Origin of the sequence: Mucilaginibacter rigui (assembly GCF_014773275.1) — a bacterium.
In the GTDB taxonomy this organism is placed as follows: domain Bacteria; phylum Bacteroidota; class Bacteroidia; order Sphingobacteriales; family Sphingobacteriaceae; genus Mucilaginibacter; species Mucilaginibacter rigui_A.
The window spans coordinates 1-12,258 of record NZ_JACWMW010000008.1 but is presented as its reverse complement, the minus strand read 5'-3'; the positions used below and the strand labels follow the sequence as shown (position 1 = coordinate 12,258).

Genomic DNA, 12,258 nt, shown 5'->3' with positions numbered 1-12,258 from the left:
ATAAGAAATAATATATAACAAGGTTTCAATCGGATCGGTAATTTATACTAAAGTAAAAAGTTTATTAATATTAAGTTAATACAAATGCACATCTTGTTAAATTTATAACTGTTATAAATAAAAAAAGCCTGCAAATTTGCAGGCTTTAAAATATTAATATCGCTTAATAAGTAATTATCCTAATAAGTTTTTCCAGCTTACCTTATCACCAATAATTTTATCAAGCTGGTCGGCAGGTACGCGTTCCTGCGCCATGGTATCACGGTGGCGGATGGTTACGGTATTATCCTCTAAAGTTTGGTGATCTACCGTGATACAGAAAGGTGTGCCAATAGCATCCTGGCGGCGGTAACGTTTGCCAATAGCATCTTTCTCCTCGTACTGGATATTGAAATCGAGCTTTAGCTTGTCCATTATTTCGCGGGCTTTCTCCGGCAGGCCATCTTTTTTGGTCAGCGGGAAAATAGCGGCTTTAACAGGAGCAAGGCAAGGGTGCAGGCGCAGTACGGTGCGGCTATCCTGTTTTTCTTCGGTGCTCAGGTCTTCTTCCTCGTAAGCGTTGATCATGGTAAGCAAAAACATCCTGTCTAAACCTATCGAAGTTTCAATTACGTAAGGGATGTAGTTACCGTATGGCTTGCCGTCTTCGCCCAGTTCAGGGTCAAAGTACTGCATTTTTTTGCGTGAGAATTTCTCATGCTGGCTCAGGTCAAAATCGGTACGGCTGTGGATGCCTTCCACCTCTTTAAAGCCAAACGGGAAATCAAACTCAATATCATAAGCAGCATCTGCGTAATGAGCTAGTTTGGTATGTTCGTGATAGCGATATTTAGCAGCATCGGTACCCAGGGCAAGGTGCCATTTTAAACGCGCTTCTTTCCATTTTTCAAACCATTCTTTTTGTGTGCCGGGGCGTACAAAGTATTGCATCTCCATTTGCTCAAACTCGCGCATGCGAATGATGAACTGGCGTGCAATAACCTCGTTACGGAATGCTTTACCAATCTGCGCAATACCAAACGGGATTTTCATCCTGCCAGATTTTTGCACGTTTAGGTAGTTTACAAAAATTCCCTGTGCAGTTTCCGGGCGCAGGTATATGGTTTCCGATTCACCGGCAATAGCGCCAACCTGCGTGCTGAACATCAGGTTAAACTGGCGTACCTCCGTCCAGTTGGCGGTACCACTTATAGGGCATTTTATATTTTGTTCGATGATCAGCTCGCGCAGGCGGGGCAGGTCTTCGGCCTTCAGGGCGTTGTCCATTTCTATCTGCAGCTCTTCCGCTTCGCTGGTTTTACCTTCTTCGTCAAGTTTGGCAATTCGGTCTTCCAGTAACTGGTCGGCGCGATAGCGTTTGTTGCTATCTTTGTTGTCGATCATCGGGTCGCTGAAGCCGTCAACGTGGCCGCTTGCCTTCCAGATGGTAGGGTGCATAAATATGGCCGAATCGATACCCACGATGTTATCATGCATCTGCACCATGGCTTTCCACCAGTAGGTTTTAATGTTGTTCTTTAGCTCCGAGCCGTTTTGGCCGTAATCGTAAACGGCGCTTAAGCCATCATAGATCTCGCTGCTCTGGAAAACAAAACCATATTCCTTACTGTGCGATATTACATTTTTAAAAAGATCGTCGTTCGAATTGCTCATAATAGGGGCAAATATAGTTTTTAGAGACGAAAGGTTAAAGGGGGAGCGATAATATCGAACAACGAATATTGAATGATGAATAAGGAAGGAAATAATACTTTGGTATTGGGTGTTCTATATTCAATGCTCGTTATTGGCTTTTATAAATCTAATATCTAATATCTCACATCTAAAATCTAACTTTACCGCATGAGCATCCGGGTAGAGGCATTAACAAAAGTTTACGGGCAGCAAAAGGCTGTTGATGGTATTTCATTTACAGCAGATACCGGCGTATTGGGTTTTTTAGGTCCAAACGGCGCGGGTAAAAGCACCACCATGAAAATGCTCACTTGTTTTTTACCGCCAACAAGCGGCACGGCAAGCGTTTGCGGTTTTGATATTAATACACACCCGCTGGATGTGAAGCGTAATATTGGGTACCTGCCCGAGAGTAACCCGCTTTATACGGATATGTATGTGAAAGAGTCGCTGGCGTTTGTGGCGGGAATACACGGCCTGCACGAGCCTGCCAACCGCATTGCCGAAGTGATAGAACAAACCGGCCTTGGCCCCGAGCAGCATAAAAGAATAGGGCAGTTATCAAAAGGCTACCGCCAAAGGGTGGGCCTTGCGCAGGCCATACTGCACAACCCGCAGGTGTTAATACTTGACGAACCCACATCGGGCCTGGATCCTAACCAACTGGTTGGCATAAGGCAGTTAATTACCGATCTGGGTAAAACAAAAACCATCATCCTTTCCACCCATATTATGCAGGAGGTTGAGGCTGTTTGCAGCCAGGTGATCATCATCAACAGGGGAAGCATTGTGGCTAATGATTCCTTATCAAACCTCCGTAGTAATAACAAAGGCAATACCCTCGAAAATATTTTCATTGAACTTACCAACTAATATTTTTTGTTGGCTATCAATAAGTTAAATATTTTTTGAAATGGTGGTGTAACATTTGTTCATTTACGTCGTCTATGAAACCGAAAAGAGTTATATTATTATAATATTATTGCAGATTAGGCTAAACCATATGTTAATATGTGGATATCTTATATTTTTTATAATATATAATTTTGTCAACTTTATTTATTAAATAAACAACTTAAATTTTAGAAAAATGAAAAAATTCTTACTTGCGTTAGTCCTGTTATCAGGAGCAGCATTCAGTTCATTTGCACAATCATCATCAGAATCTGGTAAATTCAGTATCGGCCTTGAAGCAGGTTTACCTGTTGGTGATATTAAAGATGCAGGCGGCAAATTATTTATTGGTGGTTCATTAAAATATGATCAGCCGATAGCCACCAGTACATTTTTTACAATTTCTGCCGGTTATACAAGCCTTTCGTTTAAAGATACCTATGGCGGTGGCTCTACAGGCTTTGTACCGGTAAAGGCAGGTATTAAATATTTCCTTGCCGAAAGCTTTTACGGTGAAGCACAATTAGGTGCTGCATTTTCTACCGAGAGTGGCGGCGGTACTGCATTTGCTTATGCACCGGGTATCGGCTATTCATTTGGCGGTGGTTTAGACCTTGGCGTACGTTACGAGGCCTGGTCTAAAAACGGTACCGTTAGCCAGGTGGCAGCACGTTTAGCGTATAGCTTCTAATAAAAAGAGAAAATCTTTTGGAAAAACCCGGGATATGTATCCCGGGTTTTTTTATGCCTTCAATTTTGTAAGGCATTGCTTTATATTAGCTTATTAATATTGTAATTTCGGCATTTTATAAACATATCCTGTGCTTAGTATCCTCAAAAAAGAGATCACAACATACCTTAGTTCGCTGGTGGCCTATATTACCATTGGTGTTTTCCTGCTTGTTTTAGGTTTGTTTTTGTGGGTGTTCCCCGATACCAGTATACTGGCATACGGTTATGCAGGCTTAGACAGCCTTTTTAGCACCGCGCCTTATTTATTTATGTTTTTGGTGCCTGCTATTACCATGCGTTCGCTTGCCGAGGAGCGGAGAGAGGGTACTTTCGAGCTTTTACTTACACGCCCCCTAACAAGCCTGCAAATAGTGTTGGGTAAATATTTTGCCGGCGTAATAATTGTACTTTTTGCATTGCTGCCAACCCTTGTATATTATTTCAGCGTGTACACATTGGGTACACCGCAGGGCAATATTGATACCGGCGCGGTTATAGGCTCGTACATCGGTTTGTTCCTGTTAGGTTCGTTGTTTACGGCTATTGGTTTGTTTGCATCGTCGGTAAGTAAAAACCAGGTAATAGCCTTTACCATAGCTGTTTTTTTAAGTTTCTTTTTTTACAGCGGGTTCGATTCGCTGAGTACCATCTTGTCGCTGCAAAACCTGGGCCTGCAGGGGTTAGGCATTACAGAGCATTATCAATCTATCAGCCGCGGGGTGCTTGATACCCGCGATTTGATGTACTTCCTGGTCCTGGATGCTTTTTTCATCTGGGTTACGCTTTTTGTGCTGTATAAGCAAAACGGGCGTAAATTTGTCAATACTGCTTTTTTAAGCACCATGGGGATCCTGTTTTCGCTAACGGCGGTAACCGTACTGTCTGATAAGATCTTCACCCGGTTCGATTTTACAAAAGAGAAACGCTTCACTATATCGCCCGTTAGCCGTAAGGTGATGGGCGGCCTGCCAAATACCGTAAATGTAACCGTTTATTTGCAGGGCGATAACTTCCCCGGGGGGATGAAAAGGCTGCAAACATCGGTTAAAGACATGCTGGCCGATTTACAGGCCTATAGTCATAGCGAACTGCAATTTAAATTTACCGACCCGCTTAAAGGCGTTGCCGAAGATCAGCAAAAGCAGGTGTATGACGACCTGGAAGCCAAAGGCATTGAAGCACAAAACCTGAGTGTTAAAACTGACGATGGTGTTTCGCAAAAAGTGATCTTCCCGTTTGCGCTGGTAACCTATGGTAATAAAAGCATCCCCGTTAAACTGCTGCAATCGCAAAGCAGCATGAGCCTTTCGCCCGATGAGGTGCTGAATAATTCCATCCAAAACCTGGAATACGCCTTTACATCGGCCATAAAAAAAGTGACCAGCGGCGGCAAACAGCGCATAGGCTTTACCGAGGGGCATAATGAACTAACCGACCTGCAATTAGCCGATGCTATGCGATCATTAAGCGACGGCTATTTAGTTGGCCGTGTTAATTTAACAAGCATCCCTTTTGATAGCCTGGCCAAAGTTAGCCTGTTGGTAATACCAAAACCCGATAAGGCTTTTACCGAACTGGAAAAGTTTAAGCTCGACCAGTACATTATGCGTGGTGGCCGTGTGCTTTGGGCTATTGACCAGGTAAGCGCCGAACTGGATAGCCTGCGTGGGCACGGAGGCGAGCAACTGGCCTTTAACAAGCAACTCAACCTCGATGACCAGTTGTTTCGTTACGGTGTGCGCATTAACTATGACCTGATTGCCGATATGAACTGCTCTGCCATACCCGTTACCACGGGCAATGTCGGCGGGCAGGCGCAGATCCAGTTGCTGCAATGGCTATATTACCCGGTTTACCTGCCTATGTCCAAACACCCTATCGTAAAAAATCTTGATGGTATTACCAGCCAGTTTGCCAGCACTATTGACCTGCTGGAAACAAAAAACATAGAAAAAACCATCCTGCTTACCTCATCGCCGTATAACAAAAAGCTGTCTGCCCCGCATATGTTGTCGTTACAGGCATTGCAGGACGAGCCCAAGCCAAAGGATTTTCAAAGCAACCCTAAAATTACCGGGGTGTTGCTGGAAGGGGATTTCGTATCCGATTTCAGGAACAGGCCCCTGCCCGAAGGCTTAACAGAGAAGATAAACGTATTGGCCCAAAGCAAACCCACAAAAATGGTGGTACTGAGCGATGGCGATATTTTGCGCAACCAGGTAGGCTCAGATGGTTCACCGTTCCCGCTGGGGTACGACAGGTATACCCAGCAAAGTTACGGCAACAAAAACCTGCTGCTCAACATTGCCGATTACATGGCCGATGATTCGGGCCTGATATCGCTGCGGAGTAAAGAGATCCAGATCCGCCTGCTTAACCGTGCCCGCATACGCCAGGAGAAGCTGTTTTGGCAATTGGTAAATAATATTGCCCCCATAGGGATAGTGTTAATATTTGCTATTTTTCAACATTATAACCGTAAGCGAAAGTATGCTCATTAAATTTTATACTTTTGGTAGATAAACGTTAATAACATCATGAGATTTATTGTTTCCACATCAACACTACTCAAGCAATTACAGGCGGTAAGTGGCGCGTTAAGCAACAGCACCGTATTGCCTATACTGGAAAACTTTTTGTTCGAGATTAAAGACGGGAACTTAACCATTTCTGCTACCGACCTGCAAACCAGCATGACCACATCGCTGGCTGTTGAGGCTAAAGAAAATGGCCGTATTGCTATACCATCGCGTATCTTGTTAGATACCCTTAAATCGTTACCTGAGCAGCCGGTGGCTTTCTCTGTTGATGACAGCACCTTTGCTATTGAAATAAGCGCGGGCGACGGTAAATACAAACTTAGCGGCGAAAACGGTGAGGATTTCCCGAAGATACCCGTTGTTGAGAACGCATCGTCAGTAAACCTGCCAGCATCTGTACTGGGCGAGGCTATCAATAAAACCATATTTGCTGTTAGTAACGATGAGTTACGCCCCGCCATGACAGGCGTATTTTGCCAGTTAAGCAGCCAGCACCTAACCTTTGTAGCTACCGATGCCCACAAACTGGTACGTTACCGCCGTAAGGATGCCAGGGCAGACAGCACTACATCATTCATATTGCCTAAAAAGGCGTTAACATTGCTTAAAAGTGCTTTGCCGGCAGATGATGTTAACGTATCTGTAGAATATAACAGCACAAGCGCTTTCTTTAAGTTTGGCAACATCAATTTGGTTTGCCGCCTGATAGATGAACGCTACCCTGATTACGAAGCGGTTATCCCTAAAGAAAACCCTAATAAATTATCTATTGATCGTTTAGCATTCCTGGGTTCACTTAACCGTGTAGCCATCTATGCCAACAAAACTACTCACCAGGTTAGGTTAAAAATAAACGGCAGCGAACTTAATATATCATCAGAAGATATTGATTTTGCCAATGAAGCGCACGAGCGTTTAAGCTGCCAGTACGAAGGTGAGGATATGGAGATAGGCTTCAACGCCCGTTTCCTGATAGAAATGTTAAAGAATTTAAGCTGCGAAGAAGTATCTTTAGAGATGTCGACCCCTAACCGTGCGGGCTTATTGCTCCCACAAGGCGGCGACGAGAACGAAGATGTACTGATGCTGGTAATGCCGGTAATGCTTAACAGCTACGCATAAATTAGTGAGGGGTGAATAGTTATTGGTGAGTGGTTATCGCTTGTATATAACTAATTACCAACAAATTACTCACTACTAACCCCAAAAAAGTCCGGCAAAAAAGCCGGACTTTTTTGTTCGCCTTATAACAAAACCTGTTATAATTGAGTTATATAGCATCTGCTTTTATATGATGAAATTTAAGTTGTCCGTTTTTATCGGTTTTATTGGTGTTATAGTTATTGCATCCTGCAAAAAAGGGAATGATGCCGCCCCTGCAACGCCTTTAAAAACCAGTATTAACTTTGTAAATGCCAGTGCAGATACCATTAACTTTTATGTTAACGGCAGCCGGCTAAACACAACTGCTGCTTCATATCCATTAGCATCAACAGGATATCTGACAACCCCGCTGGGCGAGCAAAACTACGAGGTTAAGAAGGACCGTAACCCAAACATTTTATTTAATTTGGTACTACCTGTAGATACCGGAAAAGTATATTCTTTTTTCGTAACAGATAATACGTCTGCAAATACCTTTACCGTAGTTGATACCTTACAAAGCGTTGATACGCTTACCATGATACGTTTTGTGCATACATCGCCCAGGATGGGTGAAGTGAAAATTTTAATGAATGATACGGTCGCATTTGCAAATGCGAAATTTAAATCGGTTTCCGATTATCTTCATGTAACACCGGGTTTAAAACAAATAAAAGTTGTTGATGTAGCAACCGGGAATGTGCTTATAAACGAACCGCGTGTACTGCAGTTAAACCGTGCTTATACACTTTTTACAAAAGGTGCGTTAATGGCTACAGATGCACCTGCCATATCAGGTACCGGTTTAATAATTAATAGATAATAGTAAATGACTAATAACAATAAAAGCCGCCTGTTACTTTATTTGTGGGTATTTATTATAGGTATAATGGTTATACCCATGCTTGTTTCATGTGGTAAAAGTGGGGTAAGTGTTGGCAGTAATTCAAATGCCCGCATGCAAATAGTAAATTTGAGCCCGGATATACAGCCATTTAATTTGTATGCATTTTATATAAAACAAGGTACAAATGCGTACTCTTACCCTCTGGCTTCGGGGTATTTTCTCATAAACGCCATTGATACGCCTTATCAGATCAGGACGGCGCAAACAACAAATGGTGTAAACCCCACAAACCTGCTAACCTTACAGGCGAAAATACAACCAAAAGTGCCTTATACATGGTTTGTTACCGGTTTGCGCAACGATAGCTCCTTAACCTCCATATTAACTGTTGATACCGGCAGCGTGCCTGCTAACGGCAGGGGGAAAATAAGATTTGTAAATGCATCGCCCGGCACAATTGGCCTTGACTTAACTGCTAACGCAACTGTTGCCTTCAAGGATGTAAAATACAAGCAAGTAACCGACTATCTTGAGCTAACAGCAGGTAGTTATAACCTTAATGTTGCAGCTACAAACGCACCCACTACAGTTTTATCGGGTTTAAGCAACTTTACTGTGCTCGATGGCAAATTGTATACCATGTATTTTTATGGCCTGGCCAGCAAAACAGATACCGCTGCCTACGGTGCAAACATCATTTTAAACTCTTTGCCGCCCGGTACAACATATTAATGGTTGGGTATGTGTTTTATCTTTATATTTTTGCTAAAATTTTAAAGCCTTGGAATTCATACACAGCATCATCGATTTTATTTTACATATTGATAAACACCTGGTACAAATAACCAGCGAATACCAGGGGTGGACCTACCTCATACTGTTTATCATCATATTTGCCGAAACCGGTTTTGTAGTAACCCCGTTCCTGCCAGGTGATTCACTGCTGTTTGCTGCGGGTGCGCTAATTGCAGGCGGCAAATCGGGGCTGGATATTTATTTGCTTACGGTTATCCTCATCATTGCAGCCATTAGCGGCAATACGGTAAATTACCTGTTAGGTAAGTTTTTGGGGGCAAGGGTATTTAAAGAAGAAAACAAGATCCTGAAACTTAGCTACTACCTGCAAACCAAAGCCTTTTTTGATAAGCACGGTGGCAAAGCGGTTATATTTAGCCGTTATGTACCCATCATACGTACTGTTGCCCCCTTTGTGGCAGGGGTAGGGCATATGCCATTTGCGCGCTACAGCCTGTACAATATTATTGGCGGGGTAACATGGATCTTTATCTTCCTGTTTTGCGGGTTTTGGTTTGGTAAGGTGCCGTTTATCGAAAAGAACTTTTCGCTGGTGGCTATCATCATTATATTGGTATCTATTATACCGCCCATATTCGCTATAATCAAAAATAAGGTTAGCAAAAAAGGTCAGCCTGCCCGATAAAGGGGAGGGCTTGTTAAGGTTCGCAAGGGTAAATTATTAAATTTTTGCCCTTGTAGTTGTAGCAATGCCATTTTTGCCAAACGGGTAGTTTTCTGAAACGGCGCCACTGAGTGAGTGTTAAAATTTGTTCTCCCTGGTCTGTAAAGTAATCAGCGTAAAATATCTCATAGGTTTTTGGGTGAATGTAAAAGTTGAAGTTAGTGCTTAACATGCCCATATCGCTTATGCCTACCTTTACCGAATAATATTTAGAATCCTTATCTGGCGAGCCGTTAAGTATAGCTATGGCTTTACGGTTTTGATATTCCCGCAAAAAATCTCTTACCTCGGGCAAAGAACTTACCTTATCTAAGGCTACCCGGCCACCATCTTTTTTATGAGATTGCTGAGCGGTTGCCTGTAGCAATTCAGCAAAGGCAAAAAACAGTATAATGAGAAGTGCTTTCATTCAATTAATGCTATTTTAAAACTAACACTTTACCTGCTTTATACAAAGCTTCTTCTTTATTAAGTTGTTGTTTTTCTTCTATAGATAGCGGCTTCGCGATGAGTTTGTCTAAATCGGGTTGGCCGGCATCAACCCATGCCGAAAACCAGAAGCTACCCACGCTGAGGATAGATGCCCGCATTTGCCTTTGCACCATACCCCGCAGCAGTTTATGGTAGGCCCTGCTATATGCTACCGAATATACTTTTACCTTGCGGTTGCCCCGCTGCTCTACAGCATACTTGTTTACTGCAGGGAAGGTTTTGTTCAGCATGCGCTCAACCCTTATTACGGTATCAACACTTTTAAATGAGCTTCGGCATATTTTAAAAGCCTCTGCCAGCGGGTTACTGATGTATTTAGCCTTGCCCACATTATAATTGTAGCTGTTGCTGAAAAGCTCGGGCAGGCGGCTTTCCCAAAGAGCATGGATGCCTTGCTGGTTGGTTAACTGCCCGTCGTAGTTTTGGGTGAGGTGAAGGGGCGTGTGGGCATCAGACAGGTAATGCGCAAGGTTGGCCGATGTTATCAGGATGCTTGTGGTATCGTGCGCCTTAAAGGCCTTTACCAGCCAGTAATAGTTTGATGTAATGGCCCATGGAACGGTACCATATTTATTTAGCGTATCGCTGCTGTATTTAGCTGCTGCATCAACCCAATGCTGGGGCATATCCCTGAAGGGTTGCTTGCCGTAATGGTCGGCGTCGAAAAAATGGTGAGGGGCTTCGGTACTATCTACGTAGCGCTTTTTATCGGCGCTTATGGCGTGTTCTGTAATAAAATTGATATTGGCCCTGTAAAAACCTGCCATGCCCTTAGGAAGTGTAAAAACCGCCAGCCTGTTGATGCGATAATGCGCAAAGAAACCCCACGACGAACAAAGCGTAAGCACAACTATCCCCGATAAAACCAAAGCAACAAGGCGTTTCATGGGGTAAATATGCTTATATAAAAGCTAAAAGCACAATGCTTAAAGCCGAAAGCCATACGGATATTCAGAAATTAGGCAGGCTTTACGATGCCGGTGTACACATTGGTATCGTACTGGATAGTGATACTGCCGTTTTGCTGGTATTTATCAAATAACGCCTGCAAGTCAGTTATCATGGCTTCATAACCTTCATCATCTTTTGTTGGCATGTAAGATGAGGAGGCTAAGCGCCCTTTAAGGCCATCAAAATTAAATATCTGCTCGTTATAAAAGGTTTTAAGCTGCCAGGGCTGCGGGTTAAAAAACGAGCCGATATGGTCGGCATCGATGTTGCGATGGTCTACCTGTACATAATCTTTACCGTGCTTGATGATCAGCTCGTCGTATTCTTGCTCAAAGGCCGAGCCTGTACGTCGTTCGTTCCATATCAGGGCTATTAACCCGTTTGGTTTCAGGATTCGATCAAATTCTGTTCTTGTTTTCCCGGCATCAAACCAATGGAAGGCCTGCCCGGCAATAACCGCGTCTATGCTTTCGGTGGCAAGGCCCGTGTCTTCGGCGGTGCCGTTTTGGGCTTTAAAACCAGGCCAGTTGCCCAGCAGTTCAATGGCTTTATCGCGCATGGGCTGGTTGGGTTCAATAGCAATTATGCGGTAGCCGGCTTCTAAAAACAATTGGGTAGAGATGCCTGTGCCTGCGCCAATATCGCCTATCAGCTTATCAGTGGTGAGGTTGTATTGCTGTTGCAGGTAGCCGATGATCTGGGCAGGGTAGCCCGGGCGATATTTTACGTAATCGTTTACACGGTTGCTGAAACGGGTGGTGCTGTTGGTAGTCATATAAATTAAACGTTGGTTTGAGGGAGATGTTTTGTCCGTCCGTCCGGGAGTACGGATGTTGTGGACGGGGCGGACAAATAAGATTGTGGCTAAAGCCAAAAAGCACCAGGCTGGTTATCCGCCCCATAAATGGGACGGCAATGAGCGGATAGGCAAATTCATTGCTGGTTATCCGCTCCATAAATGGGACGGCAATGAGCGGATAGGCAAATTCATTGCTGGTTATCCGCCCCATAAATGGGACGGCAATGAGGCGGATAGGCAAATTCATTACTGGTTATCCGCCCCATAAATGGGACGGCAATGAAGCGGATAGGCAAATTCATTGCTGGTTATCCGCCCCATAAGCGGGACGGCAATGAGCGGATAGGCAAATTCATTGCTGGTTATCCGCCCCATAAATGGGACGGCAACGAAGCGGATAGGCAAATTCATTGCTGGTTATCCGCCCCATAAATGGGGCGGCAATGAAGCGGATAGGCAAATTCATTGCCGTTGGCTTTAGCCAACGGATAACAGGCATGTCTAATGTTTAAGGTATCACTATAAACATTGGCCCGCTTTCGCCCGAAGCTGTTTTGCTTGTCGCGGAGCTACGGAAATAAAGCCATACCGTCATTGCTGTAAGGGTTTAGTAATTCGGTAACAGAATTAGGTATTTTTATTTGTTGTAAGGGAGACCATATCGATAGGTTTTTTACCGTTGATTCCCTGATGTGGCCTTTCCCAA

12 protein-coding genes are annotated in these 12,258 nt (G+C 43.8%); 8 read left to right on the top strand and 4 right to left on the bottom strand.

Annotated elements, in window-relative coordinates; all coding sequences use genetic code 11:
• Positions 1–174: 174 nt before the first annotated feature.
• On the bottom strand, positions 175–1,653 hold the full coding sequence (locus IDJ75_RS20540) for a glycine--tRNA ligase (protein WP_191177541.1): 1,479 nt from the start codon (positions 1,651–1,653) through the stop codon (positions 175–177).
• Between the two features lie 189 nt (positions 1,654–1,842).
• Between IDJ75_RS20540 and IDJ75_RS20535 the strand changes: the two genes are divergently transcribed.
• The 7 genes from IDJ75_RS20535 (at position 1,843) to IDJ75_RS20505 (ending at position 9,271) form a co-directional block, all read left to right on the top strand.
• Positions 1,843–2,547 (top strand): ATP-binding cassette domain-containing protein, encoded by a 705-nt coding sequence (locus tag IDJ75_RS20535; protein WP_191177540.1) that lies wholly within the window; start codon positions 1,843–1,845, stop codon positions 2,545–2,547.
• 217 nt (positions 2,548–2,764) lie between these two features.
• Complete coding sequence (locus IDJ75_RS20530; protein ID WP_191177539.1) at positions 2,765–3,259, top strand: hypothetical protein; 495 nt, start codon at positions 2,765–2,767, stop codon at positions 3,257–3,259.
• 130 nt (positions 3,260–3,389) lie between these two features.
• Positions 3,390–5,801 carry a gliding motility-associated ABC transporter substrate-binding protein GldG gene (gene gldG, locus IDJ75_RS20525; RefSeq protein WP_191177538.1) on the top strand — a complete coding sequence of 804 codons (2,412 nt, stop codon included), beginning with the start codon at positions 3,390–3,392 and terminating at the stop codon, positions 5,799–5,801.
• 36 nt (positions 5,802–5,837) lie between these two features.
• Positions 5,838–6,962, top strand: a complete 1,125-nt coding sequence (dnaN, locus tag IDJ75_RS20520) for a DNA polymerase III subunit beta (RefSeq protein ID WP_191177537.1) — start codon at positions 5,838–5,840, stop codon at positions 6,960–6,962.
• Between the two features lie 169 nt (positions 6,963–7,131).
• A complete protein-coding gene (locus tag IDJ75_RS20515) occupies positions 7,132–7,806 on the top strand; it encodes a DUF4397 domain-containing protein (protein WP_191177536.1) in 675 nt (224 codons plus the stop codon).
• Positions 7,807–7,812: 6 nt separating this feature from the next.
• Positions 7,813–8,562, top strand: coding sequence for a DUF4397 domain-containing protein (locus tag IDJ75_RS20510; protein ID WP_191177535.1), 750 nt, complete (start codon positions 7,813–7,815; stop codon positions 8,560–8,562).
• A 49-nt stretch (positions 8,563–8,611) separates the two neighbouring features.
• Positions 8,612–9,271: a DedA family protein gene (locus IDJ75_RS20505; protein WP_191177534.1), complete on the top strand. Its 660-nt coding sequence runs from the start codon at positions 8,612–8,614 to the stop codon at positions 9,269–9,271.
• Between the two features lie 13 nt (positions 9,272–9,284).
• Here the strand turns inward: IDJ75_RS20505 and IDJ75_RS20500 are convergent, their stop codons facing one another.
• The 3 genes from IDJ75_RS20500 to IDJ75_RS20490 all read right to left on the bottom strand — a co-directional run bounded on the left by IDJ75_RS20500 (position 9,285) and on the right by IDJ75_RS20490 (position 11,528).
• Entirely contained in the window at positions 9,285–9,719 is a 435-nt protein-coding gene (locus IDJ75_RS20500) for a hypothetical protein (RefSeq protein WP_191177533.1), read from the bottom strand.
• A gap of 10 nt (positions 9,720–9,729) precedes the next feature.
• The gene (locus IDJ75_RS20495; RefSeq protein WP_191177532.1) at positions 9,730–10,689 is read right to left on the bottom strand and encodes a zinc dependent phospholipase C family protein; all 960 of its coding nucleotides are present in this window, start codon (positions 10,687–10,689) and stop codon (positions 9,730–9,732) included.
• Between the two features lie 71 nt (positions 10,690–10,760).
• Entirely contained in the window at positions 10,761–11,528 is a 768-nt protein-coding gene (locus IDJ75_RS20490; protein ID WP_191177531.1) for a class I SAM-dependent methyltransferase, read from the bottom strand.
• Positions 11,529–11,613: 85 nt separating this feature from the next.
• Between IDJ75_RS20490 and IDJ75_RS20485 the strand changes: the two genes are divergently transcribed.
• Positions 11,614–11,820: a hypothetical protein gene (locus tag IDJ75_RS20485; protein ID WP_191177530.1), complete on the top strand. Its 207-nt coding sequence runs from the start codon at positions 11,614–11,616 to the stop codon at positions 11,818–11,820.
• Positions 11,821–12,258: the final 438 nt, after the last annotated feature.

Bases quoted from the DNA above. Each gene is read 5' to 3' on its own strand.
- IDJ75_RS20540 (WP_191177541.1), bottom strand. From the start codon at position 1,653: ATGAGCAATTCGAACGACGATCTTTTTAAAAATGTAATATCGCACAGT.
- IDJ75_RS20535 (WP_191177540.1), top strand. From the start codon at position 1,843: ATGAGCATCCGGGTAGAGGCATTAACAAAAGTTTACGGGCAGCAAAAG.
- IDJ75_RS20530 (WP_191177539.1), top strand. From the start codon at position 2,765: ATGAAAAAATTCTTACTTGCGTTAGTCCTGTTATCAGGAGCAGCATTC.
- dnaN (WP_191177537.1), top strand. From the start codon at position 5,838: ATGAGATTTATTGTTTCCACATCAACACTACTCAAGCAATTACAGGCG.
- IDJ75_RS20515 (WP_191177536.1), top strand. From the start codon at position 7,132: ATGATGAAATTTAAGTTGTCCGTTTTTATCGGTTTTATTGGTGTTATA.
- IDJ75_RS20510 (WP_191177535.1), top strand. From the start codon at position 7,813: ATGACTAATAACAATAAAAGCCGCCTGTTACTTTATTTGTGGGTATTT.
- IDJ75_RS20500 (WP_191177533.1), bottom strand. From the start codon at position 9,719: ATGAAAGCACTTCTCATTATACTGTTTTTTGCCTTTGCTGAATTGCTA.
- IDJ75_RS20495 (WP_191177532.1), bottom strand. From the start codon at position 10,689: ATGAAACGCCTTGTTGCTTTGGTTTTATCGGGGATAGTTGTGCTTACG.
- IDJ75_RS20490 (WP_191177531.1), bottom strand. From the start codon at position 11,528: ATGACTACCAACAGCACCACCCGTTTCAGCAACCGTGTAAACGATTAC.